Below are 24,765 nucleotides of genomic sequence, written 5' to 3' on the forward strand. Positions count from 1 at the left end.
CACCAGGCGAAAATCGGCCATGCTCCGGGGTGGCGGACACGCGGTGTCTTTGGGGAAACAACTAGTGTCCGGACCACCGCTGTTGACTCGATGGCGGGTTCGGGGCAGCCAAGTGCGGCCCTGAACGCGCGCCCGCCGATCCACGATCTGCCACACTCATGGTGTGAACCGGACACTCGATCACGATGCGCTGCGCGGACGTGTCGCCGTGGTGGCCGGGGCGACCCGTGGCGCCGGGCGCGGTATCGCGGCAGCGCTGGGGGAGGCCGGCGCGACCGTCATCTGCACCGGACGCAGCAGTGTGTCGGGCAGGGGCGGGTCGGACTACGACCGGCCCGAGACGATCGAGGAGACGGCCGAGCTCGTCACGCGGCTCGGTGGCACCGGTGTCGCCGTACGGACCGACCACCTCGACCCCGGGCAGGTCGGGCGGCTCGCCGAGCGCATCCGCCACGATCACGGCGGCATCGATGTGCTGGTCAATGACATCTGGGGCGCCGAGCGGCTCAAGGGCGGGCCCGCCGACTGGAACACCCCGATCTGGGAGCACAGCCTCGAGGACGGACTGCGCATCCTCCGGCTCGGGCTCGACACCCACCTGATCACCTCCCACCACCTGCTGCCCCTGCTGATCGGCAAGCCGGGTGGCCTGCTCGTGGAGATGACCGACGGCACCGCCGCGTACAACGCCGACCGGTACCGCATCTCGGTCTTCTACGACCTGGTGAAGACCGCGGTGAACCGGCTGGCCTTTTCCCAGGGCCACGAGCTGGCGCCGCACGGGGCGACGGCGGTCGCCATCACACCGGGCTGGCTGCGCTCGGAGATGATGCTGGACGCGTACGGCGTCGGCGAGGACAACTGGCGCGACGCGTTGCTCCCGGGCCGTGGCGAGGGCCGCCCGACCGCCCCCGAAGCCTTCGCGTCCTCCGAGTCGCCGCGCTACGTCGGCCGCGCCATCGCCGCGCTGGCTGCCGACCCCGGCCGGGCGAGGTGGAACCAGCGATCGGTGAGCTCGGCCGAGCTCGCCCGGGAGTACGGATTCACCGACACCGACGGCTCGCAACCCGACAGCTGGTCCGCGGCCTGAAACGGCCGGGGCTGGGGTGCGGTCTCCCTGGGTCGGGGCGCGGCCTCCCTGGCCGCAGGCGGCCGCCCACCGAGCGCCCCTCCGCCCGGCCCCCAGCCGCTCAGCGGGGGTGCGCGGTCGCGCAGCGTACGCAGGTGGTCGCCGAGGGACGCGCCTCCAGGCGCTCCGCCGGGATCGGCTCGCCGCACAGCTCGCACCGTCCGTAGGCGCCTCGGTCCAGCCGTTCCAGCGCCTCGTCCAGGGCGGTCAGATGATCGCGGGCCTGGGCCAGCAAGGCGGCGACATGGGCTCGCTCGAAGGCGGTGCTCGACCCCTCCGGGTCGTGCTCGTCATCCACTGCCACCAGGGCGTTCGACGCGACGATCGCGTCGAATTCACGGTTCAGGGCAGCGATCCGCGCACTGGTCTCGGCACGCTCGGCCGCCAGCCGTTCGCGGATGGCTTCGCGCCCGGCCGGAGGGAAAGCGGCATCACCATCACCGGATGAATCGCTCATGCCCGGCATAACCGCGGCGCGCCCGGTCCGCATTCCGGTTGTCGGCCTTCCCCGGAGGTCTTGACGGCTCCCGGGCTCGATGCAATGGATGGGAGCGCTCCCAAATCGACCGTGCGTCCACCGTACGGGCGCCATCACGCGCTCACTCCTTGGAGTCATGATGAGACGGAAGAGATCCTTGGCCGCCTTACTGGCCTTATTGGTCAGCCTCTTCGGGATCGCGGGTCTCGGCCGGACCGCCCATGCCGAGCCGGCCCGCCGACAGGCCCCCGTGGCCGCGGGCCTGCACATCGGCGACGGCCGCCTGCTGGAGGGCAACGGCAACGAATTCGTCATGCGCGGTGTCAACCACGCCCACACCTGGTATCCGGGCGAGACGCGGTCGCTGGCCGACATCAAGGCCCTGGGCGCCAACACCGTCCGGGTCGTCCTCTCCAACGGACACCGCTGGACCAGGAACAGCCCCGAGGACGTGGCCGCCATCATCGCCCAGTGCAAGGCCAACCGGCTCATCTGCGTGCTGGAAGTGCACGACACCACCGGCTACGGCGAGGATGCCGCGGCGGCCACGCTCGACCAGGCGGCCGACTACTGGATCGGCCTCAAGGGCGTGCTCACCGGCCAGGAGGACTACGTCATCGTCAACATCGGCAACGAACCGTGGGGCAACACCGACCCGGCCGGCTGGACCGCACCCACCGTCGCCGCCGTCCAGAAGCTGCGCAACGCGGGGTTCCAGCACACCATCATGGTGGACGCCCCCAACTGGGGGCAGGACCTGCAGAACGTGATGCGCACCAACGCGCGGACCGTCTACGACGCCGACTCCACCGGCAACCTGATCTTCTCGATCCATATGTACAGCGTCTATGACACGGCGCAGGAGATCACCGACTATCTGAACGCCTTCGTGGACGCCGGGCTGCCCATCCTCATCGGCGAGTTCGGCGGCCCCGCCGACCAGTGGGGCGATCCGGACGAGAACACCATGATGGCCACCGCCCAGCGGCTGAAGCTGGGCTATCTGGCCTGGTCCTGGAGCGGCAACACCGATCCCATCCTGGACCTGGCCACCGACTTCGACCCGGCCAGGCTCACCGACTGGGGCAAGCGCGTCTTCGACGGCCCCGACGGCATCGCCGAGACCTCCCGCGAGGCCACCGTCTACGGCGGCGGCTCCGGCTCCGGCTGCTCGGTCGGCTACCGGGTGGCGGGCGAATGGGGCGGTGGCTTCCAGGGCGAGATCACCATCCGTAACACCGGCACCGCCGCGCTCACCGGCTGGACCCTTGGATTCAGCTTCGCCAACGGTCAGACCATCACCAACATGTGGGGAGGCGCGCCGCGGCAGAGCGGTGCCGCGGTGACCATCACCCCCGCCTCGTACACCGCCACCATCCCCGCCCGTGGGTCGGTCACCCTCGGCTTCACCGCCGGTAAGGGCGCCACCAACGCCGCGCCGACCGCCTTCACCCTCAACGGCGGCGCCTGCGCCACCGGCTAGCGCCGGGGAGGGCACCGGGAATGTGAGGCAGTCGTGGAATGTTAAACTAATTACGCGCAACCCCGTGCCCGGCGTCGGCCAGATCCCCCCCGTGCTGGCCGGCGCCGTTCCCGTCGGTGCGTGAATCGGCGCGTGGATCAGCGCGTGGATCAGCGCGAGCACTCAGTGCAGGGACTTCACCGCGTCCCGGCTGAACGGGGTGAGCTCGCTCACCCGGCCGTTCAGGACCTTGTCGGCCCACTCGGGGTCGGCGAGCAGTGCGCGGCCGATCGCGACGAGGTCGAATTCGTCCCGCTCCAGAGGCTCCAGGAGCCGGTCGATGGACTCCACGGCCGCGTTGGCGCCGGAGAGGGAGCCGGGGTGGAATGCGCTGTCCAGGCCGACCGAGCCGACGGTGATGACCGGCTTGCCGGTGACCTTCTTCGTCCATCCGGCGATGTTCAGATCCGATCCCGTGTCGGGGAACTCCGGCTGCCAGTAGCGCCGCCCGGAGGCGTGGAACGCGTCGACCCCGGCCTCCGCCAGCGGCGTGAGCACGGTTTCCAGCTCCTTGGGGTTCTCGGCGAGCCGGACGTCGTAGTTGTCGGACTTCCACTGGGAGAACCGGAGGACCACGGGGAAGTCGGGCGCGACCCGCTCGCGGATGGCGGCCACGAGGTCGGCGGCGAACGTGGTCCGGGAGGCCGGATCGCCGCCGTAGGTGTCGGTGCGCCGGTTGGTGCGCTCCCACAGGAACTGGTCGATGAGATAGCCGTGCGCGCCGTGCAGCTCCACGCCGTCGAAGCCGATCTCCTCGGCCGCCCGCGCGGCCTTCGCGAAGGCGTCGATGACGTCGTCGATGTCGGTGAGGGTCATCGTCTCGCCCGCCCCGGGTGTGCCGTCCAGCGCGATCCCGGACGGGCCCACGGACGGGGCGTCGGGGAACGGCGGCGCTCCCGCGGTGCGCTGTATGCCCACGTGCCAGAGCTGGGGCATGATCGCGCCACCGTGGGTGTGCACGGCGTCAACGACCTTTTGCCATCCGGCCAGTTGCTCCTCGCCGTGGAACCGGGGGACGCCGTCGATATAACCGGCGGACCGGTGGTCGACGGTGGTGCCCTCGGTGATGATCAGGCCGGTCCCCGCCGCCGCCCGTCGCGCGTAGTACGCGGCGACATCCGCACCGGGGATGCCGTCGGGGGAGTGCCCACGGGTCATGGGCGCCATGGCTATCCGGTTCGGCAGCTTGGCCGAACCCAGTGTGAACGGGCGGGATAGTGCCGTGGCCAGGCGGGTGTTCACTGTGTCGCTCTCCAGACGTGTCGCTACGAGGAGGCTTCCCCCGGAGCCTCGAAAGTGTGAGTCTGAAAGGTACAGTTTTCATGGCGTAAACTGCAACTGTATCGATTGCTTTTTGGGCGAGGGCGGAACGGCGCCGTCGAGTAGGCTGTGCCCCGATCCGCTGGCGGAGGTGGCGAAGGTGCTGGACATCCGGTTCTCGCGTGCGCTCCAGGTGATGCTGTTCCTCGCCGTGGCCGCCGAGAACGGGTCCGGGCCGCTGAGCTCCGCCGAGCTGGCCCACAAACTCAACGCCAACCCGAGCCTGGTCCGGAAACTCCTCGTCCCGCTGACGGACGAGGGGCTGGTCGTCTGCGCCAAGGGCCGTACCGGTGGGGCGCGGCTGGGGCGGCCGACCGACCGGATCACCCTGGCCGAGATCTACCGCTGTGCCGTCGGCGACAAGCCCCTGTTCGCCCCCTCGCCGGGGGCGGAGCCCGTGTGCCCGGTGACCGCGCACGCCGGTGAGTACTTCGCCACGCTCACCGCCGAGGCCGAGGAAGCGGTCCTCGAATCGCTGGGCGACCGCACGCTCGCGGACGGCGTGGATGAACTGCGCAGCCTCTGCACAGGCCACGCCCGGCAGGGCTGATCCGATCCGGACCGACGTGGCCGTGCCGGCTCCTCATCGGCTGCCGCTCCCGGGGACGGCACCCTACTGGGCCGGAAGGCCATCGCCCCCGTCCGGCTCGGACATGGCCGCGCGGCGCAGATGTTCGGCGAGTGCCGCGGTGGCGGCGGACGAGGCGCGGGCCTTCGTTCCCCAGGCCAGCAGATGGTGGCGGCGCGCCCAGGGATCGCGGAGGTCGCACACGTCGAGTGGATGGTACGGGGCGATGGCCCGGCGTGGCACGACGGCGAGTCCGACACCGGCGGCCGCGAGGGCGACCAGGGTGTTGAGGTGGCCGACGGTGGTGCGGTAGCGCACCGCCGGAGCGTGCGGACCCAGGTTCTTCTCGATCGAGCGTCGCAGCGAGGATCCGGCGTCGAGCCCCACGAGCGGATGCTCGGCCACCTCGCTGTAGGTGACCTCGGTGCGCCCCGCGAGGATCCCGCCGCACTGGCCGATCACCACCAGTGAGTCGTCGCCGAGGGGCTCCGTGGTGAGACCGCAGTCGCGGGCTTCGCGGTCGAGGACGACGCCCAGGTCCGCCTCGCCGTCGGCGAGCATCCGCACGGTGCGCGGGGTGCGGCTTTCGGACACCTCGACATCGACGTCCGGGTGTGCGCGGAGGAACGAGACCAGGGCCCGTGGCACCAGCCGGTGCATCGCGGAGCCACCGGCCAGCAAGGCCAGCGGGGCGGTCGGCGGCCGGGCGTAGCTCGCCACGGCGCTTTCCAGCCGCGCCGTCCGGTCGAGCACGTCCCGTGCGTGGCGGGCCAGTGCCGTCCCCGCCGGGGTGGGACGCACGCCCCGCCGTCCGCGGATCAGCAGGTCCACGCCCGCGTGGTGCTCGAGCGAGCGCACCCGCGCGCTGGCCGACGGGAGGCTCAGATGCATCCGGCGAGCGCCCGCCGTGATCGAGCCCTCCGCCACGATGTGAAGGAAGAGCCGCAGGTCGTCCAGGTCATACCGCACCCTGAAGAGCCTAAGGCAGAGCCTTGGGGCGGCTACGCGGATCACGCATTGTGGACCCACGGGCCATGGGGCGATGCTCGGCGGGTGTCCGAGACAGTGCTTGTTCTGCTGGCGGGTGTGGCCGCCGGGGCGTTGAACGCCATCGGGGGCGGGGGCACGTTCGTGGCGCTCCCCGCCCTGGTGGCGGCCGGTCTGTCCCCCGTGACGGCGAACGCGTCCTCGACCGTGGCCCTCGTCCCCGGGAGCGTGGCCAGCGCGTGGGTGTACCGGCGCGATCTGGCCCCGGTCGGGGACACGTCCACGCGGGCCCTGACGGCGGTCAGTGTGATCGGTGGCGGGCTCGGTGCCGGTCTGCTGCTGGCGCTGCCCGCGGTGTCGTTCGACGCCGCGGTGCCCTGGCTGCTCGCCTTCGCCACGGTGGTCCTCGCCTTCGGGCGCCGCGTCTCCCGGGCGGTGAGCGAGGCGAGGGGCCATGCAGTCGGCATGAGCCCCCGGGCCGTCCTGGTCGGCCAGTTCCTCCTCGCCGTGTACGGCGGATACTTCGGCGGTGCCGTAGGCATCATGATGCTGGCCGTGTGGAGCATCGGCCTCGGCCTCGACACCTCGACCGGCAATCCGATGCGGGTGGCCCAGATCACGGCCATCTACCTCAGCGCGACCGGACTGTTCCTGATCGCCTCGGACGCGCTGGGCGCACCGCGTCTGCTCGCCGCCATGCTGGTCGGGGCGGTGGCCGGTGGTGTGGCCGGGGCGCGGATCGCCCGCCGTCTGCCCGCGTGGCTGCTGCGGGGCGTCATCCTGACCACCGCCGTGACCATGACCGTCCTGTATTTCCTGCGGGGCTGAGGACGCGGCCCGTTACGACATCGTGTCGGCCACCACGGACGCCGCGTCCGCGATCAGCTTATTGTCGAACGGGGTGTCCTTGTCACCGCGGTACGACATGATCGCCACCACGAGGGGAGCGGCGTCGGGCCGCCACACCACGGCGATGTCGTTGCGGGCGCCGTAGTAGCTGCCGTTTCCGGTCTTGTCGCCGACCTGCCAGCCCTTGGGCATTCCGGCCCTGATGAGCTCGTCCCCGGTGGTGTTGGTCCGCAGCCACTTCGTGAGCTGTGCGCGCTCTCCCTTGCCGAGGACATCGCCGAGGACGAACGCGCGCAGGTCCTTGGCCATCGCCCGCGGGGTGCTGGTGTCATGCGTCTCGCCCGGCACCCATCGGCTCAACTCCGGCTCGATGTTCTCCATTTGGATGACGTCGTCGCCGAGCTTCTCGAGGGTGGCGTCGAGCCCCTTGGGCCCGCCGAGCTCGTCGAGGAGCAGGTTCGCCGCCGCGTTGTCGCTGTAGCGGACGGCGGCGTCGCACAGCGCGCCCAGGCTCATCCCGGTGTCCACGTGCTTCTCGGTCACCGGGGAGTAGTCGACCAGATCGTCCTTGGAGTACCGGATCACCCGGTCCAGCCCGCTCAGCTTGTACTTCCGCAGCACGGCACCGGCGGCCAGCGCCTTGAACGTGGAGGCGAAGGCGAACCGTTCGCCATCGCGGTACGCCACCTCGTGTCCGGTGCCGGTGTCGATCGCGTAGACCCCCAGATGCGCGTCGTAGGAACGCTCCAGCTTCTTGAACTCGCCGGTGGCCGCCTTCGCGTCCGCGCCCGTACTCGCCGTACCGGCCCTCTCGGCGGAGGTGGACGAGGAGCTCGACGGCCCCGACGTGTCCGAGGAATCCCCTTCGCTACAGGCCGTCAGCGGGACGAGCAGCGCGAGCGTGGCGAGCGCGCTGACAGCGGTGTGCCGGGCACGGGTGAATCGCATGGTCCGAACCTCCGGTTGGGTCCCCGTCATGCGGAGCGCACACGGGATGGGATGACCGGGCCCCCCTTCCGGGCCGTGGTCATGGCGTTGGGATCACCCTCGCCGTCGGGCGGCTATGCGGTCCAATACGTTCATGCGCTTCTTCATGCTGATCTGGCATAAAGTGCGGCTGTGGATCTGGTGGGAGTGTGCCGGGCGTTCGTCAGCGTGAGCGAGCGGGGAAGTTTCACCGTCGGGGCCGCCGTCGCCCGGATGTCGCAGTCGGTGGCCAGCCGTCGCGTGGCCGCGCTGGAGGAGCGCTTCGGGGAGCAGCTCTTCGAGCGCACCTCGCGGCGCGCCGTCCTCACCCCGTTCGGGCGGGAGATGCTCCCGGTGGCCAGACAGCTCGTACAGGCGGCCGATGTGCTGCTGCACGAGGCGGAGGCGGCCAAGCGCAAGCCATGGCGGCTCGCGGTGCCCGGCATCTGCTCCACGGCCGGTCTCGCCCACCTCGTCGCCGAGGCGCGGGGGCACGGGGTCACCCTCGATCTCCGCGTGGCGGCGCCCGCGCGGCGCCTGGAGCTCATCCACGCACAGCAGGTACGGGCCGCCCTGCTCGCGGTGCCCGCGGACGAGGCCACGTGGTCCGTGCCGCTCGGGCTCGCCGGAGTGCGGGATCCCGGTGTGCGGCGGGTCTATCTCGAGACGTTGCGGGTCGGCCGGTCCGCTCGGGGCCCGGCCCGCCGGATATGGATCCAGCCGGAGGACGATGTGCCGCACATCCGCGACCCGCTCACCAGGTTGCGCGACGCGGTCGGTCTGCGGCCCGCGCAACTCGTGGCCGCCACCGATCTGACGACCGCCGCCGCCGAAGTCCTCTGCACCCGCGACCTGTTGCTGTGCTCTCCCGCGCAGGCCGGGGAACTCGCCCTGAAGTGGCGGCCCATCGGTGAGATCGCGCTCAGCCGGGGGTTCGCCCTCGCCGCCGCGGCGGACGGCAATCCCCAGCACCTCGAAGGGCGCCTGGGCGGCGCCATCGCCCGCTGCCTCGGCGCGGGCACCGGGGAATCGCGTACACAGGCGGACACCGCGGAAGGAGCCGAGGCATGAGCACCGAGGCGCTGCTGAGCGATCTGCGCGGGCAGTTGCGCGACGGCGGCCTGCATGGCTGTCTGCTCGTACGGGACCTCCACACGGGGGATGAGGTGGGGATCGACCCGGACACCCAGCTGCCCTCCGCCTCCCTGGTCAAGGTCCCGCTCGCACTGGCCACCATGGAGCGCGTCCGGCGTGGCGAGCTCGACGGAGCCACGATGCTCGATGTGCCACCCGGGCGGATCACCACGCCCGGCCCCACCGGGCTGAGCCGGTTCCGCCACCCCGTCCGGATCGCGGTCGACGATCTGCTCTATCTGAGCACCTGTGTGAGCGACGGAACGGCGGCCGACGCGCTGTTCGACCTCACCCCGCCCGCCCAGGTGGCCGAGATCCTCCATGAGCTCGGGCTGCGTGGCATCACCGTCCGGCACGGTATGCGCGAACTGAGCGAAACTCCCGTGGAGCGCTTCGACGCCGCGCAGGTGCATCTCGCCCACGCCCTCGCCATCGACGCCGGCACCAGCGGCCGCGGCCATCGGGTGCCGCAACTCGACACCACCCGAGCCAACACCGGCAGCGCGCGCGCCTGGGTGGAACTGCTCCAAGCACTGTGGACACCGTCGAAAATCCACCCCGAAGTGGCGCTGCGCGTACGCGACCTCATGGCCCACAACGTGCTGCGGCACCGGCTGGCCCCGGACTTCAGCTCCGACGCCACCACCTGGTCCTCCAAGACCGGCACCCTCCTCAACCTCCGCCATGAGATCGGGATCGTCGAGCACTCCGACGGCCAGGTGTTCGCCGTCGCCGTGCTCACCGAGTCGCTGGTGCCCGCCAATGTCCAGCCCGGCGCCGAGGCCCTGATGGCGCAGGTGGCCCGCACTCTGCGGGACCACCTCCGGCAGCTCTAGGCCGGAGGTGGTGACCAGCCCGGGGCGGCCGGTCACCAGCCATGGCCCACCACGGTCAGAGAGTGCGGCCGAAGAGGTCGAGCAGGGCCTCCCAGTGACGTTCGGCGGCCTCGGCGTCGTAGGCGGAGGTGTCGGCCTGGGTGTAGCCGTGCTGAGCGCCCGTGTAGACCTCGGTGCGGTGGCGGACCCCGGCCTCGTTGAGGGCCTTGTCCAGGCGCTCGATCTGCTCGGGGGGAAGGGCGTGGTCCTGGTCCGCGTGTCCGAAATACAGCTCGGCGGTGACCTGCCCGGCCACCGTGTGCGGGCTGTCCGGCGCCTCCGTGGCCAGGTAGGCACCGTGGAAACCGGCCGCCGCGGCGACACGACCGGGGTGCGTTCCGGCGGTCCGCAGGGCCAGCCCGGCGCCCAGGCAGTAGCCGGTGAGGCCCACGGGCCCGTCGGTGGCCTGCGCGCAGGAGGCCAGCCAGTCGAGATAGGTGCCGGCGTCGCGCATGGCACGCTCGGGAGTGAGCTCGCCCGCCATCGGGGCGATGTGCTCGAAGACCGCCGAACGCGCCGCCGGGTCGAGGAAGTCGGGCAGCTCCACCACGGGAGCGCGCCCGTGGCGGTAGAACACGTTGGGCACCAGCACGGTGTAACCGGCCGCGGCCAGACGGTCGGCCATCCCCCGCAGACGGGGCCGGAGGCCGAACGCGTCCATGTAGAGCAGAACGGCCGGATGGCGGTCGGTGTCGTCGGGATGGGCCAGATAGGCATCGGCGATGCCGTCCTGGGTGGGGATGTCCACGGCTGTTCCGCGCACTGCGGCCATGTGGGGGTTCCTTTCTTCCATGCACATTCCATGCACACCGGACGGCGCGCGAGCACCGCCGAGCAAGATCTCCGGGCTCTCCGGCCCATCGTGCCACTCGCTGTCGGCGCGTCGGACGCCACTCCCGCCGATGGCCGATTCGCTCCACCTGCGGCGGGCTGTTCCCCTCCCCGCCCCTTCCCGAAACTGGGGCTCCGCCCCAGACCCCGGGGCCTGGGCGGAGCCCCTGCCATGCGGCTTCGCCGCATGGTCCGCCGGGCGCTCCCTAGAGGTACCCCTCGGGCAGGGCGGCCCCACCGGCGCGGACGTGTTCGATCGCCGCGGCGATCGAATAGCAGTCGAAGAGTGCCGAATGCTCCTTGCCGGCCGCGGGTTTGGGCAGGCCGAGTGCTTCCCACAGCCGACCGGAATTGGTCGAGGCCGTTATCGGCGCGATGGTGTTCAGCCATGGCCGGATATTCAGGAAGGGGGTGGTGAGAAAGCCGTTCTTGACCTCCTCGCCGCGGGCTCGGGCCCACCCCACGTTCTCCCCGAGGACGACCATGTCATTGCCGTAGGAGAGGGCGGACTGCCCCCGGCAGAAGGCCAGGAAGTCGCCGATCGCCTCGGCGGGGGCGACTCCCTCGCGGTCCACGGTCTGCTGGTCGATGCCCGTGAGGCCGGTGAAGAACGGGGACAGCCGAGGATTGACCACCGGTCTGACCAGCGCCTCGTATTCCTCGACAACGGAGTAGGCGTCAGCGGAGGAGTCGGTGCTGATGCGCAGCGCGCCGATCTGGACGATTTCGCGAAGCTGCCCCGGTTCCGACCAGTCCTGCTCGAGTGCTTCCGGCCATGTGGTGAACTCAAGGTCGAACACGACAAACATCGACAAACGGTCTCTCCTCGATGTGCGGTGGGGGCGAACGAACCGTACGAGTCGCTGCGCAGGAGGCTACTCCTCCGTGCACGGCCATTGACGCCGACGGTCGCCAGTCCTACCGTCAGGTTCGATTTCACGGTCAACGTACGAAATATCGAACCAGCAATGACATGGCCCTGACATTCACACACGAGGAAGGGCATCACCATGAAGGTTCTTTCGGGTCTCACGAGGGTGAGAAGAGCGCTGCTGTCGGTGGGTGCGACAGCGACCCTCGTCCTCGGGCTCCTGGCCGGTGGCTCAGGCACGTCCCAGGCCGCGGCCTCCCTGCCGTGCGACATCTACGCCGCGGCCGGTACGCCCTGCGTGGCCGCGCACAGCACCACCCGGGCCCTCTACGCCTCCTTCAACGGCCCGCTCTACCAGCTGAAACGCGCATCCGACAGCGCCGTGACCGACGTGGGAACGCTGACGGCGGGCGGCTACGCCGACGCCGCCCGGCAGGACTCCTTCTGCGCCGGAACCACATGCGTCATCAACGTCATCTACGACCAGTCGCCGCGCCACAATCACATGCCCATCGAACCGGCCGGTACCGCGGGCCCCGCCAACTCCGGTGTGCCCGCCGACGCGTTACCCGTGACCGCGGGCGGCCACCAGGTCTACGGCGCGTCCTTCTCCGGGCGCATGGGCTACCGCCACACCGCGGCCTCCGGTGTCGCCGTCGACGGCCGGCCCGAGGGGATGTACATGGTCACCTCCGGCACCCATGTCAATGGCCTGTGCTGCTTCGACTACGGCAACGCCGAGGTGCGGATCGCCGACACCGGCAACGGCCACATGGACGCCATCAACTTCGGCACGGAGTGCTGGTTCCCGCCGTGCAGCGGATCCGGGCCCTGGGTGCAGGCGGACCTGGAGAACGGCCTGTTCCAGTCGGACAGCGGCTACAGCGAGAACCCCTCGAACACCGGTAACTCCGCGCCCTTCGTCACCGCCCTGCTGAAGAACAACGGACAGAACTACTTCGCCCTCAAGGACGGCAACGCCCAGTCCGGCAGGCTCACCACCCAGTACGCGGGTCCTGAGCCGTCCAGGCCGGGCTACTCACCGATGCACCAGGAGGGCTCCATCGTCCTCGGCACCGGCGGCGACAACAGCAACGGGTCCATCGGCTCATTCTTCGAGGGCGTGATGACCAGCGGTCTGCCGACCGACGCGGCCGACGACGCGGTGCAGGCCAACGTCGTCTCCGTGGGCTACGGCGCGCCCAGCCCCGTGGCGGGCGGCACCCTCAACGCGGGCTCCACGACCTCCCTGCGCGCCACCACCCCCGGCTACACCGACCGCTATGTCCGCCACCAGGCCAACAGCGCCGTCACCTCCGTGGTGTCCTCCGGGAGCTCCGCACTCGACAAGGGCGACGCGTCCTGGATCGTGCGCCGTGGCCTCGCCAACGCCTCCTGCGTTTCGTTCGAGTCGCGCAACTACCCCGGCGACTTCCTGCGCCACTACGACTACCAGCTGCTCCGGCAGCCGATGGACGGCACCGCAGTCTTCCGGGCCGACGCCACCTTCTGCCCCCAGACCGGCAAGAACGGCCAGGGCACCTCGTTCGCGTCCTACAACTACCCCGACCGGTTCATCCGCCACTACGAGAACAAGGTCTACATCGCCTCCAACGGAGGGTCCAACCCCTTCGACAGCGCCACGTCGTGGGCCGATGACGTGAGTTGGCGGGTGTCCGCGCCCTGGACGCCATAGGAGGCCGCAGGGCGACCTGGCCCGCCGTAGGACGGTCCCGGGGGAGTCCTCAGTCGCGCAGGCTCATGCCGCCACAGACCGACCACACCTGGCCGTTGACCCACTCGGCGTCGTCCGAGAGGAGAAACGCCACGGTGCCCGCCACGTCCGCGGGCTCGCCCAGCCGCGGACTGCGGGCGATCTTCAGCGCCATGGCCTGCAGCCGCTGGTCGTCCCGCTGCTTCTGGGTGTCGCCCATGACCAGCCCGGGTGCCACGGCGTTGCAGCGGATGCCCTCCTTGCCCCAGCGGGAGGCGATATGGCGGGTCAGCGCGTTGATCCCGGCCTTGGAGGCGGCATACGCGGGACGCCGGGGCTCCCCTCCCCAGGCCGCGCCGGAGGAGGTGTTCACGATCACGCCGCCGCCCTGGGCCAGCAGCCGCGGGATGACCGCCCGGCAGGTGAGGGCGTAGCCCAGCAGATTCACCTCATGGGTGCGCCGCCACACGGCCGGGTCCATCTCCAGCAGATCGGTGTCCCGGCCCAGGTGCTCGTCCGAGAGGTCGGCGCCGACGTTGTAGAGCCCGTCGACCCCGCCGAGTTCGGCGGCGGCCCGGTCGATCAGCGCGCCGATCGACTCCTCGTCGGCGAGGTCGAACGGGACGGCGACCGCGGTGCCGCCGGCCTCGGCGACGCGCCGGGCGGTGGCCTGCGCGCCCGTGAGGTCGATGTCGCCGACGACGACCGAGGCACCTTCCCCGGCGAGCCGCTCGGCCGTGGCGGCGCCGATACCGGTGGCGCCACCCGCGATGACGATCCTCTTGCCCTGAAGTCCCCGCATGCCTCTCTCCCACCGGCAGAGGTCTGGAACCGACAAAAGCACGCGTCATCATTCCACGATGAGGCTCGATAGTCTCCTGCCCGGACGACCGTGTGCGGGGCGGCCGGTGGCCACCCCGCACCGGTGTCTCAGGAGAATGTGCCGAGCTCGACCCGGTCGGGGTCGGGCCCGCCGCGCGCCCCGGTGTCGAGCGCGTCGATGGCGGCCACCTCATGGGGGGTCAGGGAGAAGTCGAAGATCCCGATGTTCTCCGCGATGCGGTGGGGTTTGACCGACTTCGGGATGGCGCACAGGTCGTGCTCGACCTGCCAGCGCAGGATGATCTGGGCCGGGCTCTTGCCGTACTTCTCGGCGAGGCCGGTGATGGTGGGCTCCTGGAGCGGATCCCTGGCCTTGTCCGCGCCTTCGCCCCCGTAGCGGCTCACCCCGCCGATGGGCGACCAGGACTGGGTGAGGATGCCATGGCGGACGTCGAACGCGCGCAGCTCGGGCTGGCTGAAGTTCGGGTGCAGCTCGACCTGGTTCACGGCGGGCACGACCTCGGTGCGCGCCATGAGGTCGGTCAGGTGTCCGGGGGTGTGGTTGCATACGCCGATGGCCCGCACCCGGCCGTCGGCCAGCAGCTTCTCGGCCGCCTTGTACGAGGCCACCGTGGTGTCGTACGCGGACGGGACCGGCCAGTGCAGCAGATACAGGTCGAGGTGGTCCAGGCCCAGCTTGGTGAGGCTGGTGTCGAAGGCCCGGAGGGTGGAGTCGTAGCCGTAGTCGGTCAGCCACAGCTTGGTGATGACGAAGATGTCCTCGCGGCCGATGCCCGAGCGGGCGATGCCCGCACCGACCTCCTTCTCATTGCCATAGGCGGCCGCGGTGTCGATCAGGCGGTAGCCGTCCTCGATCGCGGTCGTCACCGCGGGGACGGTCTCGTCGGGCGGGCTCTGGTAGACACCGAGGCCGAGGGCGGGCATCCGCACGCCGTTGTTCAGGGTCAGAAGCGGGGCTGGTCCATTCATACGGGATCCTTGGGTGAGTCGGAGACCGGCGGGCCCACCGCCGATGCCGTGGCCCCGGCACCGGGCAGAGCCCGCTCGTACTGCGACAGGGGTTCCCAAAGACGGGCCGCTCGCTCCCTCCGCACCCCGAACGTCACCACGTTGCCGCGATCAGGGAGCCGTGCCCGGCCTCCGAGGCCGCCACTCCACCCTCGTAGGGCGGTGGATCACGGTGGCGAGCTGTTCTCACCGACCGTCATGTCCTGCGTGCCGATCACCGAGAGAAGCTCCAGCTGAGCGGCGCCCTCGGTGCCGGGCGGGGCGCTGAACCACAGCAGCCGCTGGTGGCCGTCCTCGCTGAACAGGGAGTGGCAGTCCAGCTCGATGACGCCCAGCGAGGGGTGGACGATGCGCTTGTGGTCGGTCCGCCGGAGGGCCACATCATGGGTGTCCCAGAGGGCGGTGAACTCCTCGCTGCGGCGGCGGAGCGCCGCCACCAGCCGCCGTACCTCGGAGTCGCCGCCGCGCCGGGCGGCGACGGCCTGGAGGTCTGCCACGAAGACCCGGGAGTGGTGGGAGTGGTCCTCGGGCGGGTAGATCCCACGGGCGTCCGGATCGGTGAACCAGCGGTAGACGAGGCTCGCCGCGGGGCCGCGCACCGCCGGGGGACGGCCGATCAGCGCCGCGGCCAGCTCGTTCTGCACGAGCGTCTGGTGCAGATCGGTGATGACCTGGGCGGGGGTGGTGGTGAGCCGGTCCAGCAGGCCGAGCAGGGCCGGCTGGACCTGCGCGGCCGGGCCGTGCGTCGCCGGGGGAACGGGACGGTCGGCGAGGTGGAACAGATGGTCACGCTCGTCGCCGTTCAGCCGCAGCGCCCTGGCGAGCGCGGTCAGCACCTGGGCGGAGGGCTGGGCGCCGCGACCGCGCTCCAGCTCGGTGTAGTAGTCCGCGGACAGCCCGGCCAGCTGGGAGACCTCCTCGCGCCGCAGGCCGGGCACCCGGCGCCGCGGACCGGCGGGCAGACCGACGTCGGCCGGGCGGATGCGGTCGCGCCGGGACTTCAGGAACGCGGCGAATTCGGAGTGGTTCACGCCTCCCATGGTCGCTTGTGCCGGTGAGCCGAGCCAGGGGCTGACAACCCCTGGGTGGAGAGAGCCGTGGCTGGCCCGGCGATCCCGGCCCAAGCTGGAAACACCGAAGGGGCACGGCGGCCAACGACGCCGGTGCCCCGGGGGCCACGGCCCGTACGCCGTGGCATCCAACCGCCGGCACATGCCCCAGGAGTCTCCATGTCACCCCAGGAAACCGCACCCCAGCACCCCACCGACCGGCCCCGCGTCGCCATCGTCACCGGAGGGTCCCGCGGTATCGGCCACGAGGCGGTGAAGCGGCTGGCCGCCGACGGACACGCCGTCGTGATCGGCTACGCGGGCCACCGCGAACCGGCCGAGGCCGCCGCCAAGGACATCACCGCCGCCGGTGGCCGGGCCGTCGCCGTCCAGGCCGACGTCGCCGACGAACAGCAGGTGGCCGCGCTGTTCGACACCGCGGAGTCCGAGTACGGCGGTGTCGACGTCGTCGTCCACGCGGCCGGCCGGATGTATCTGGCCCCCATCGCCGAGCTGGACCTCGCCGAGCTGGACACGCTGCACCGCACCAACATCCGCGGCACCTTCGTCGTCGCCCAGCAGGCCGCCCGCAGGATCCGCGGCGGCGGGGCGCTCATCACCTTCTCCACGTCCATCGTGGGCCTGGCCCTCCCCGCCTACGGCGCCTACAGCGCCAGCAAGGGAGCGGTCGAGGCGCTCACCTTGATCCTGGCGCGCGAGCTGCGCGGCCGGGACGTCACCGTCAACACCGTGGCCCCCGGCCCCACCGCCACCGACCTGTTCCTCGACGGCAAGGACGAGGAGACCATCGCCCGGATGGCGGCCCAGCCCCCGCTGGAGCGCCTGGGCACCCCCGCCGACATCGCCGAGGTCGTGGCCTTCCTCGCCTCCCCGGCCGGCCACTGGGTCAACGGTCAGCGCGTCCGCGCCAACGGCGGCATCGTCTGACCACCGCCGCACAACCGCTTCCTCCTTCTCTCGCCCGTAAGGACGCCATGCCCTCCGAAACACCCACGACCATCCTGGTCACCGGGGCCTCCAGCGGCTTCGGGGCGCTGACCGCACGCGCCCTGGCCCACGCAGGCCACACGGTCTACGCCGGGATCCGGCAGCCGGATGCCCGCAACGCCCCCGCGGTGGCCGAGCTGACCCGCTACGCCACCGACCACGACGTCGACCTGCGCGCCGTGGAGCTCGACGTCACCTCGCAGGACTCCGCCGACGCCGCCATCGCCCGCGTCCTGGCCGACCGGAACCGGCTGGATGTGATCGTCCACAACGCCGGACACATGGCCACCGGCCCGGCGGAGGCCTTCACCCCCGAGCAACTGGCCCATCTGTACGACGTCAACGTCCTGGGCACCCAGCGCGTCAACCGCGCCGCGCTACCGCATCTGCGGGCCCGGGGCGAGGGGTTGCTGGTGTGGATCGGCAGCTCCAGCACCCGCGGTGGCTGCCCGCCCTTCATCGGGCCCTACTTCGCCGCGAAGGCCGCCATGGACGCCCTCGCCGTCAGCTACGCCGCCGAGGTGGTCCGCTTCGGCATCGACACCGCGATCGTCGTCCCCGGCGCCTTCACCTCGGGCACCAACCACTTCCGCCACGCCGGCGCGCCCACCGACACCGACCGCACCGCCGCCTACGACAAGCGCTACGGCACCCTGCTGGCCGATCTGGACCAGCGGCTGGCCGCGCTGATCCCGCCGGACGCGGACGCCGCGCACGTCGCCGACGCCGTCGTACGCCTGGTGTCCCTGCCGGCCGGTGCCCGCCCGCTGCGCACCCACGTAGACCCCAGCCGCGACGGCAGCGAAGTCGTCTCCGCGGTCGCCGACCGCGTCCGCGCCGAGTTCTTCCGCCGGGCCGGGCTGGACGATCTGCTCACCACGGGCAGCTCACTGTAATCACACCCGCATCGCACCCTCGAACACACCGAAATCCCACGTACGAAAGAGAACGACCATGCCCTTCGCGAACTTCAAGGTCCCTGCCGGATCGCTCGACGAGAAGCAGAAGGAGGAGATCGTCACCCGTGCCACCGAGCTGTACGTCGAGATCTACGGTGAGCGCGCCCGCGCCACCACCCTGGTCCTGGTCGAGGAGGTCACCGACGGCGGCTGGGGCATCGGCGGCAATGTCCTGACCCTCGCCATGCTCCAGCAACCACCCGGCAACTGACACCACCGGACCCCCAGGGCCCCGGCGTCCCCTCCTCCCCCGGGGGACGCCGGATTTCCCCCGGGGGACGCCGGGCCACTCGGGCCGGACTTCCTGGAGACCGGCGCCGACCCGGGCGGCCTCGGCGTCGCGCTGGGCGACGAGCGAGGCATGGGCCGGGGCCCCATCATCAGATCGACCCGGCCGTCCGCCAGGTGCTGGAGCATGGCGAACGCCTCGGCGATCCTCACCGGGTCGTTGGTGGTGATCAGCGTGGTGGAGGTCGAGAGGGTCAGCCGCTCGGTGCGCGCCGCGACGTACCCGAGCATGGTGGTGGGGGGAGGACGGCACGAACGGTGGGTTGTGGTGCTCGCCGGTCGCGAAGACGTCGTCGCGCGCTAGCTCGCCGTGACCGGGGCGGCGCTGAACGTGACGGGCAGCGAATCCAGGCAGCGGTACCAGAGCGAGTCCACCCATCTCAGCTCGTCGGGCGCGACCGCCAGCGTCAGGTCCGGAACCCGGTCCAGCAGTACCTCGATCGCCGTCTCCGCGATGATCCTGGCCGTCTCGGGACCGCCCGCCGGGCAGCCGTAGTCGCCGCCGCTGAACGCGACATGGGAGTGGTTCCCGGCGTGGCCGACGGGGGTGTCGGGCCACAGCAGCGGATCGGCGTTGGCGGCGGCCAGGCCGAGGACGACGAGGTCGCCGGCGTGGATGCGCCGGCCGCCGAGGTCGGTGTCGCGGGTGGCGTACCGCCCGATGAGGTTCTGCAGCGGGGAGTCCGCCCACAGCACCTCGTTCATGGCCTCGCCGATGCTGCGGCGGTTGCCCGAGAGGGTCATGGCGAAGCGCTCGTCGGTGAGCATCAGCCGGAGGGTGTTGCCGATCCAGTACGAGGTCAGCGGCAGCGCCGCCGCCATCAGCACCATGACGTCCGCGATGTGCTGCTCCTCGGTGAGGTCCGGGGTGTTCAGGATGAACTGCGAGGTGAGGTCGGGGCCCGGTTCCTCGCGCTTGGCCCGCACCAGCTCCGTCACATACGCGGCGACCCGCTGCTGACCGGCGATGGCCTCCTCGTTGGCGAGGAACGACACGGTCAGCCCCGCCGCCAGGGCCTCCAGCCCGGCCTCGTCCGCGGACAGGCCGAACAGCTCGGCCGTGGCGAGGGTGGGCACCGAGTAGATGTAGTCGTACACCAGATCCGCCCTGCCGCTCGCGGCGAACTTGTCGATCAGCTGATCGGCGAACCGCTCGCAGTGGCCGCGCAGCAGGAAGGGATCGATCGTGGCGAGGGCCTCGCCGGCCGCCGTCGCGCGCCGCTGGTGCTCCTCGCCCTCCGTGAAGGTCATCATCGGGCTGTACGCCACCCACGGCATCAGCGGCCAGTCCGGCGGCACGTTGTCCCAGCCGTTCCAGCGGCGCGGGTCCCGGCCGAACGTCTCGGTGTCGGACAGCACCTGACGGGTCTCGCGGTAGCCGAGGACGAACCAGGCGTCGATGTCGCCTTCGAGGAGAACCGGCGCGACCGGTCCGCTGTCCTGCCGTATCCGCCGGTAGGTCTCGTCCGGGCGGCGCTGGAAATCCGGCCCGTACAGCCGCGCGGCGTGGGCGGGGCAGCCCGGGGGCGGCGCGTCAGGTGCGTCAACCGCGTCCGGCGCGTGCTGCGGGGCCGGTGTGTCCTGGCTGTCCTGGTCGTCCTGGAGGTTCGTCACCAATGGTCTTCCTCGGAGCGGCGGGCCTACGGGGATGCCGGGAGGCTAACAGCATCCGCTGCGGCAGGCGGGCCCATCGCGTAATGCGGGGCTGCCGTGAATGCGTGAATACTTCCGTGAATTCGACGAGAGAAATGCGATTACGGGTTCCGGACACTGTCGGGGATCGGGTGGCCGTCGCCGCGCGGGAGAGGGTGGCCGTTGACGCGCGTTGACGTGTCGGAATTCCTCGTTCAATGCGGCAAACCACCCATTCCGCTTCTATCGAAAAGGGCAGCCCAGCAGCCGCGAGGTGATTTTCCGTACCGCGCCGGGGGCGCCATGTCTGGCCGGATAGCGTTCTGACCACCTGCGGGATCTTGGCGTGCGCACTTCATCACGCGATACGGTGCGCCCGGGATTTCACCGGGGGCATCCGCTCCCTGTCCCGATCAAAAATTGGGGGGACTGGTGCAGATACGCAAGGTCGTTTTAGCGGCCGGCGGAGCGGTTTTCGCGTTCGCCCTGACGATTCCGGCGGCCGCGTCCGCCGATTCGCACAGCACCGTCATACGCAGCGCGGACACCGCGGTGTCCACGCACAAGAGTGCCGCGCCCCGCTCATCCGCGGAGTCCGCCGAGAAATACTGGACCCCGCAGCGTATGCGCAGAGCCGTCGAGGCCGACACGCCCACCGACGCCAAGGCGTCGCGGAAGGCGGCCATCGACGCGGCGGCCGAACCCGCTCAGCTCGCGAAACCGCAGAAGGCCACATCGAAGAAGGCCCGCGGGGTGCGGATCGCCACCTCGATCGTGCAGGGCAAGGTCTTCTTCCACAACCCGACCAACGGTGGCGACTACGCCTGCTCCGCCGCGGCGGTCAACAATCCCACGAAGAACATGGTGTTCACCGCGGGGCACTGCGTCCACGGTGGCGCCGGTGGCACCTGGGCCACCAACTGGGTGTTCGTGCCCGCGTACTACAACGGCTCGCGGCCGTACGGAACCTGGTCCGCCAAGACGCTGACCGCGTTCAACGGCTGGATCAACAACAGCGATCTGAACTACGACATCGGCGTGGTCAACGTGTGGGACAACGGCGCCGGCAAGCTGGTCAACACCGTCGGCGGCATGGGGCTCGGCTACAACTACGGGTACTCCAACACCGTGACCGTCTGGGGCTATCCGGCCGCCTTCGGCTACGACGGCGAAGTGCCCTATGTGTGCCAGAACATCCCCACGTGGCAGGACGGCTCCCGGGTGCAGAACGGGTGCACCATGGTCGAGGGCGCGAGCGGCGGCCCCTGGCTCCGGGACTACAACGAGACCACGGGCCTGGGGACCGAGATCGGCGTCACCAGCACCCGGACCGATCCGCCCGCCTACATCGACAGCCCCTACTTCGACAACAAGATCCAGACGATCTACGACAACACCGCCAACGGCTGAGCACCACACACGGCGGTCGGCCGGGGCCCCGCACTCAGGGGCCCCGGCCTCCGGCATCCGTAGCCCCACCATCGGGAGAGAACGTCAGCCCCCACCATCGGGAGAGAACGTCATGCGCCCGCTCACCGCAGTGCTCATCACCGCGGCGGCCGTGGGAACCGGCATCGTCGCGGTCCTCGCCGTCACCGCCCGGGGCGACGACACCGGCGATCCCCCCGCCCCGGACACCCCACGGACCCATCGCGCGGATCCGCCGGACCCCTCGTACTGGACACCGGAGCGGGTGCGCGACGCACGGCCCGCGCCGATGCCCACCGACCCGGGCCAGAGCCGGGGCGCGGGCCCGGACGCTGGGCCCGGCGCGGGAGGCGGGCGGCAATCGCCGCCGTAGGTGCGTAATGTGGCGCGGGTGCGAATAGCTGTGTCCTCCGGCCGGCGCGCCGGTTATCGACGTTGGCCGGGGCGGATCGTGATCGCCGCGCTGGCGCTGTGGTTCCTCTTCTCCGTCTACCAGGACGTGCGGGAACGGCTCGTCCTCGACCCGGACTTCGACACGGAGGCGTTCGCCGGGGACTGGGTCCCGATCGGTTCCGGAGTCCTGGCCGGGGCGATGGCCGTGCTGGCCGTCGTGCGCGATGTCCGATGGGTTCCGCGGGCCGCTCTGGTGGCCTGTGCCGGAACCTTCGCGGCCACGGTGGCCTACCACCTGATGCCGGTGAACATGGTGACCAGCGAGTCCAGCGGCACCGAACTCATGGGGTTGCTGTTCCTCCTCGCCGTGGCGGTGCGCCGCTGCACGCCCTGGTGGGCCCTGGCGTCCGTGGCGGCGATGAGCGTCAGCGTGTTCTCCATCCCGCTCCTGCGGGACACCGATCCCGGTGACTTCTCCGACAACACCGCGCTGTTGCTGGCGCTGGCCTTCGTCTGCGGGCTGGTGCTGCGGCTCTACGACGTCCAGCAGGAGCGCACCGGACAGCTGGTGCGGCAGGAGGAACGGCTGGCGCTGGCCCGGGACCTGCATGACACCGTGGCCCACCAGGTGACCGCCATCGTGGTGCAACTGCAGGCCGTGCGCCATGTCACCGGGCGGGGCACCCCCGACCCGCAGGCGCTGAACGAGATGCTCGAGGCCGTCGAGCACGCGGGCGGCGAGGCGCTGACATCGATGCGGCGCCTGGTGGGCTCGATGCGCGGTGACGAGACCCCGCGGCATCCGGAGAACCTGGGCGAGGTCCTGACCCGCATCGTGGACGAGGCACGGGGGACGGGGCTGCCGGTCCGGCTGGACCTCGGGCGGGATCTGCCGGAGGACGTACCGGCGGAGGTCACCGGAGGGCTGAGCCGGGTCCTTCAGGAGGCCCTGACCAACGCCCAGCGCTATGCGCGCGGAGTGCGGTCGGTGGATGTGTCCGCCCGGGTGGCGGCACACCATGCCGAACTGGTCGTGGAGGACGACGGACACGGCTCCCCGTCCGGACACCGCGGCAGCCTCGGCCGGCTCGGCGGCGGCTTCGGCATCATGGGCATGCGGGAGCGGATCGAGCTGCTCGGCGGCGCCTTCGAGGCGGGCCACCGCGCCGAAGGCGGATGGCGGGTCCGCGCCTCCGTACCGCTGCGCCCCGACGAGGCCGCGCGCAACCCGCGAACACGTGGGCGGCATGCCATACGAACCGGGTTGCGGCTACGGGAGGGCAGGACGGCATGACCATACGCATCCTGGTCGCGGACGATCAGCATCTGGTGCGGGCCGGGTTCCGCATGGTGCTGTCGGCCGAGCCCGACATGGAGGTGGTGGCCGAGGCCGCCGACGGGGCCTCGGCCCTGTCCCTGGCCCGCGAGACCCAGCCGGATGTGTGCCTCGTGGACATCCGGATGCCGCCGCCCGACGGTCTGGAGGTCACCCGCCGGCTGGCCGGCGGCGGTCGGCCCGGAGCCCCGAAGGTGGTCGTGGTCACCACCTTCGATCTCGATGAGTATGTGTACACGGCGCTGTCGAACGGAGCGTCCGGTTTTCTCCTGAAGGACGCCGGTCCGGCACTGCTGACCGAGGCCGTGCGGGCGGCCGTCCGCGGAGACGCCATGGTCGCCCCGCAGATCACCCTCCGGCTGCTCCAGCACTTCACCAAGAGCCGGCGGCGCGCCGCACATGAGCCGGCCGAGCCGCTGACCGACCGCGAGGAGGAGGTCATCCAGGGCATCGCCCGCGGACTGACCAACCCGGAGATCGCCGCCGAGCTGTACATCGCGCCCAGCACGGTCAAGACGCATCTGGGCTCGGTCCAGGCGAAGCTGGGCCTGCGCAACAGGGTCGAGATCGCGACCTGGGCCTTCCGCACGGGGCGTGCGGAGTAGCGGTCCCGCGGCGATCTCCCCCGATCGGGGGATGCGGCTCCGGATGGTCGGGGGATCCGCGCGGGGGCGGCCGGGCGGGAGGCTGATGGGCGTCGCCATCCGCGGCGACGCCCTCCGCCACGAGGGCCATCCACCGAGCGATCACCGAGGATCGGCATGCACGCACACCAGCCCCCTTCCGCCCCGGAGTCCTACGCGGCCCACGCCACCGATCTGACGAAGGTGTACGGCACGGGGGACACCCGTGTGGTGGCCCTCGACGCGGTCACGGTCGGCTTCGGCAAGGGGCGGTTCACCGCGATCATGGGTCCGTCCGGTTCCGGGAAGTCCACCCTGATGCACTGCATGGCCGGGCTCGACTCGCCGTCCTTCGGCTCGGTCCGCCTCGGTGACACGGAGATCGCTTCCCTGAACAACCGTCAGCTCACCCGGCTGCGCCGCGACCGCGTCGGCTTCGTCTTCCAGGCGTTCAACCTGCTGCCCACCCTGAGCGCCCTGGAGAACATCACCCTCCCCATGGACATCGCGGGCCGCAAACCGGAGCGGGCCTGGCTGGAGAGCATCATCCGGACCGTCGGCCTGGCCGACCGGCTCGGCCACCGGCCCGCCCAGCTCTCCGGCGGCCAGCAGCAGCGCGTCGCCGTCGCCCGCGCGCTGGCCGGGCGGCCCGACATCGTCTTCGCCGACGAGCCCACCGGCAACCTCGACTCCCGCAGCGGCGGCGAGATCCTCGAGTTCCTGCGCGGTTCCGCGAGCGCGCTGGGCCAGACGGTCGTGATGGTCACTCATGACCCCGTCGCCGCCTCCTACGCGGACCGCGTGGTGTTCCTCGCCGACGGCCGCGTCGTCGACGAACTCCACGCGCCGACGGCCGAGGCCGTCCTGGAGCGCATGGGCCGCCTGACCCCGGCGCACGCCTGACGCCCGCGCCCCGTACGCCCGACGCCCGCCCCGCTCCCCGAGCACCTCACA

At 71.0% G+C, this 24,765-nt stretch carries 25 protein-coding genes and 1 pseudogene; 15 read left to right on the forward strand and 11 right to left on the reverse strand.

Annotated elements, in window-relative coordinates:
• Nucleotides 1-163 precede the first annotated feature (163 nt).
• Complete coding sequence (locus J2Z30_RS06555) at nucleotides 164-1,090, forward strand: SDR family oxidoreductase (protein WP_044579567.1); 927 nt, start codon at nucleotides 164-166, stop codon at nucleotides 1,088-1,090.
• A 100-nt stretch (nucleotides 1,091-1,190) separates the two neighbouring features.
• On the opposite strand, the gene J2Z30_RS06560 is transcribed toward J2Z30_RS06555, so the two are convergent.
• A complete protein-coding gene (locus J2Z30_RS06560) occupies nucleotides 1,191-1,586 on the reverse strand; it encodes a TraR/DksA family transcriptional regulator (RefSeq protein ID WP_044582372.1) in 396 nt (131 codons plus the stop codon).
• 160 nt (nucleotides 1,587-1,746) lie between these two features.
• On the opposite strand from J2Z30_RS06560, the gene J2Z30_RS06565 reads away from it, so the two are divergent.
• Nucleotides 1,747-3,090 carry a cellulase family glycosylhydrolase gene (locus tag J2Z30_RS06565; protein ID WP_044582373.1) on the forward strand — a complete coding sequence of 448 codons (1,344 nt, stop codon included), beginning with the start codon at nucleotides 1,747-1,749 and terminating at the stop codon, nucleotides 3,088-3,090.
• Between the two features lie 162 nt (nucleotides 3,091-3,252).
• On the opposite strand, the gene J2Z30_RS06570 is transcribed toward J2Z30_RS06565, so the two are convergent.
• Complete coding sequence (locus J2Z30_RS06570; RefSeq protein ID WP_044579571.1) at nucleotides 3,253-4,371, reverse strand: NADH:flavin oxidoreductase; 1,119 nt, start codon at nucleotides 4,369-4,371, stop codon at nucleotides 3,253-3,255.
• Nucleotides 4,372-4,540: 169 nt separating this feature from the next.
• On the opposite strand from J2Z30_RS06570, the gene J2Z30_RS06575 reads away from it, so the two are divergent.
• Nucleotides 4,541-4,999: an RrF2 family transcriptional regulator gene (locus tag J2Z30_RS06575; RefSeq protein ID WP_308279803.1), complete on the forward strand. Its 459-nt coding sequence runs from the start codon at nucleotides 4,541-4,543 to the stop codon at nucleotides 4,997-4,999.
• A gap of 63 nt (nucleotides 5,000-5,062) precedes the next feature.
• Here the strand turns inward: J2Z30_RS06575 and J2Z30_RS06580 are convergent, their stop codons facing one another.
• Nucleotides 5,063-5,986 (reverse strand): LysR family transcriptional regulator, encoded by a 924-nt coding sequence (locus tag J2Z30_RS06580; RefSeq protein WP_044579575.1) that lies wholly within the window; start codon nucleotides 5,984-5,986, stop codon nucleotides 5,063-5,065.
• An 84-nt stretch (nucleotides 5,987-6,070) separates the two neighbouring features.
• Between J2Z30_RS06580 and J2Z30_RS06585 the strand changes: the two genes are divergently transcribed.
• Nucleotides 6,071-6,832: a sulfite exporter TauE/SafE family protein gene (locus J2Z30_RS06585; protein WP_044579577.1), complete on the forward strand. Its 762-nt coding sequence runs from the start codon at nucleotides 6,071-6,073 to the stop codon at nucleotides 6,830-6,832.
• Between the two features lie 12 nt (nucleotides 6,833-6,844).
• On the opposite strand, the gene bla is transcribed toward J2Z30_RS06585, so the two are convergent.
• Nucleotides 6,845-7,801: a class A beta-lactamase gene (gene bla / locus J2Z30_RS06590; RefSeq protein WP_044579579.1), complete on the reverse strand. Its 957-nt coding sequence runs from the start codon at nucleotides 7,799-7,801 to the stop codon at nucleotides 6,845-6,847.
• Between the two features lie 171 nt (nucleotides 7,802-7,972).
• On the opposite strand from bla, the gene J2Z30_RS06595 reads away from it, so the two are divergent.
• Both J2Z30_RS06595 and J2Z30_RS06600 read left to right on the forward strand, forming a co-directional pair.
• Nucleotides 7,973-8,890, forward strand: coding sequence for a LysR family transcriptional regulator (locus tag J2Z30_RS06595; RefSeq protein WP_044579581.1), 918 nt, complete (start codon nucleotides 7,973-7,975; stop codon nucleotides 8,888-8,890).
• The gene (locus tag J2Z30_RS06600) at nucleotides 8,887-9,789 is read left to right on the forward strand and encodes a serine hydrolase (RefSeq protein ID WP_044579583.1); all 903 of its coding nucleotides are present in this window, start codon (nucleotides 8,887-8,889) and stop codon (nucleotides 9,787-9,789) included. Before J2Z30_RS06595 ends, J2Z30_RS06600 begins: the two co-directional genes overlap by 4 nt.
• 55 nt (nucleotides 9,790-9,844) lie before the next feature.
• Here the strand turns inward: J2Z30_RS06600 and J2Z30_RS06605 are convergent, their stop codons facing one another.
• A complete protein-coding gene (locus J2Z30_RS06605; RefSeq protein WP_044579585.1) occupies nucleotides 9,845-10,600 on the reverse strand; it encodes a dienelactone hydrolase family protein in 756 nt (251 codons plus the stop codon).
• Nucleotides 10,601-10,865: 265 nt separating this feature from the next.
• Nucleotides 10,866-11,474, reverse strand: coding sequence for a 3'-5' exonuclease (locus J2Z30_RS06610; RefSeq protein WP_044579587.1), 609 nt, complete (start codon nucleotides 11,472-11,474; stop codon nucleotides 10,866-10,868).
• Nucleotides 11,475-11,669: 195 nt separating this feature from the next.
• Between J2Z30_RS06610 and J2Z30_RS06615 the strand changes: the two genes are divergently transcribed.
• Nucleotides 11,670-13,226: an alpha-L-arabinofuranosidase B gene (locus J2Z30_RS06615; RefSeq protein WP_044579589.1), complete on the forward strand. Its 1,557-nt coding sequence runs from the start codon at nucleotides 11,670-11,672 to the stop codon at nucleotides 13,224-13,226.
• Between the two features lie 49 nt (nucleotides 13,227-13,275).
• Here J2Z30_RS06615 and J2Z30_RS06620 read toward each other — a convergent pair whose 3' ends face one another.
• From J2Z30_RS06620 to J2Z30_RS06630, 3 genes are all read right to left on the reverse strand, one after another.
• The gene (locus tag J2Z30_RS06620; RefSeq protein WP_044579591.1) at nucleotides 13,276-14,046 is read right to left on the reverse strand and encodes an SDR family NAD(P)-dependent oxidoreductase; all 771 of its coding nucleotides are present in this window, start codon (nucleotides 14,044-14,046) and stop codon (nucleotides 13,276-13,278) included.
• Nucleotides 14,047-14,174: 128 nt separating this feature from the next.
• A complete protein-coding gene (locus J2Z30_RS06625; RefSeq protein WP_044579592.1) occupies nucleotides 14,175-15,056 on the reverse strand; it encodes an aldo/keto reductase in 882 nt (293 codons plus the stop codon).
• A 206-nt stretch (nucleotides 15,057-15,262) separates the two neighbouring features.
• Nucleotides 15,263-16,126 (reverse strand): helix-turn-helix transcriptional regulator, encoded by an 864-nt coding sequence (locus J2Z30_RS06630; RefSeq protein WP_044579594.1) that lies wholly within the window; start codon nucleotides 16,124-16,126, stop codon nucleotides 15,263-15,265.
• A 198-nt stretch (nucleotides 16,127-16,324) separates the two neighbouring features.
• Here J2Z30_RS06630 and J2Z30_RS06635 point away from each other — a divergent pair, with 198 nt between their 5' ends.
• The 3 genes from J2Z30_RS06635 to J2Z30_RS06645 are packed head-to-tail and all read left to right on the forward strand — an operon-like array spanning nucleotide 16,325 to nucleotide 18,322.
• Nucleotides 16,325-17,092, forward strand: coding sequence for an SDR family oxidoreductase (locus tag J2Z30_RS06635; RefSeq protein ID WP_044579596.1), 768 nt, complete (start codon nucleotides 16,325-16,327; stop codon nucleotides 17,090-17,092).
• Between the two features lie 47 nt (nucleotides 17,093-17,139).
• Nucleotides 17,140-18,048, forward strand: a complete 909-nt coding sequence (locus J2Z30_RS06640; protein WP_044579597.1) for an SDR family NAD(P)-dependent oxidoreductase — start codon at nucleotides 17,140-17,142, stop codon at nucleotides 18,046-18,048.
• A 58-nt stretch (nucleotides 18,049-18,106) separates the two neighbouring features.
• Entirely contained in the window at nucleotides 18,107-18,322 is a 216-nt protein-coding gene (locus J2Z30_RS06645) for a tautomerase family protein (RefSeq protein ID WP_020873857.1), read from the forward strand.
• Between the two features lie 161 nt (nucleotides 18,323-18,483).
• On the opposite strand, the pseudogene J2Z30_RS06650 reads toward J2Z30_RS06645, so the two are convergent.
• Nucleotides 18,484-18,691, reverse strand: a pseudogene (locus J2Z30_RS06650) (LLM class flavin-dependent oxidoreductase); the annotation flags it as partial.
• 8 nt (nucleotides 18,692-18,699) lie between these two features.
• Nucleotides 18,700-20,013 (reverse strand): cytochrome P450, encoded by a 1,314-nt coding sequence (locus J2Z30_RS06655; protein ID WP_078957106.1) that lies wholly within the window; start codon nucleotides 20,011-20,013, stop codon nucleotides 18,700-18,702.
• A 642-nt stretch (nucleotides 20,014-20,655) separates the two neighbouring features.
• On the opposite strand from J2Z30_RS06655, the gene J2Z30_RS06660 reads away from it, so the two are divergent.
• The 5 genes from J2Z30_RS06660 (at nucleotide 20,656) to J2Z30_RS06680 (ending at nucleotide 24,714) form a co-directional block, all read left to right on the forward strand.
• Complete coding sequence (locus tag J2Z30_RS06660) at nucleotides 20,656-21,441, forward strand: trypsin-like serine peptidase (protein WP_209468585.1); 786 nt, start codon at nucleotides 20,656-20,658, stop codon at nucleotides 21,439-21,441.
• Between the two features lie 112 nt (nucleotides 21,442-21,553).
• On the forward strand, nucleotides 21,554-21,832 hold the full coding sequence (locus J2Z30_RS06665) for a hypothetical protein (protein ID WP_044579602.1): 279 nt from the start codon (nucleotides 21,554-21,556) through the stop codon (nucleotides 21,830-21,832).
• A gap of 18 nt (nucleotides 21,833-21,850) precedes the next feature.
• A complete protein-coding gene (locus J2Z30_RS50795; RefSeq protein WP_209468586.1) occupies nucleotides 21,851-23,146 on the forward strand; it encodes a sensor histidine kinase in 1,296 nt (431 codons plus the stop codon).
• Entirely contained in the window at nucleotides 23,143-23,793 is a 651-nt protein-coding gene (locus tag J2Z30_RS06675; protein WP_044579604.1) for a response regulator, read from the forward strand. The genes J2Z30_RS50795 and J2Z30_RS06675 overlap by 4 nt, the downstream gene beginning before the upstream one ends.
• Nucleotides 23,794-23,949: 156 nt before the next feature.
• Nucleotides 23,950-24,714, forward strand: coding sequence for an ABC transporter ATP-binding protein (locus J2Z30_RS06680; protein ID WP_044579606.1), 765 nt, complete (start codon nucleotides 23,950-23,952; stop codon nucleotides 24,712-24,714).
• Nucleotides 24,715-24,765: the final 51 nt, after the last annotated feature.

This window comes from Streptomyces iranensis (assembly GCF_017874715.1).
Taxonomy (GTDB): Bacteria; Actinomycetota; Actinomycetes; order Streptomycetales; family Streptomycetaceae; genus Streptomyces; species Streptomyces iranensis.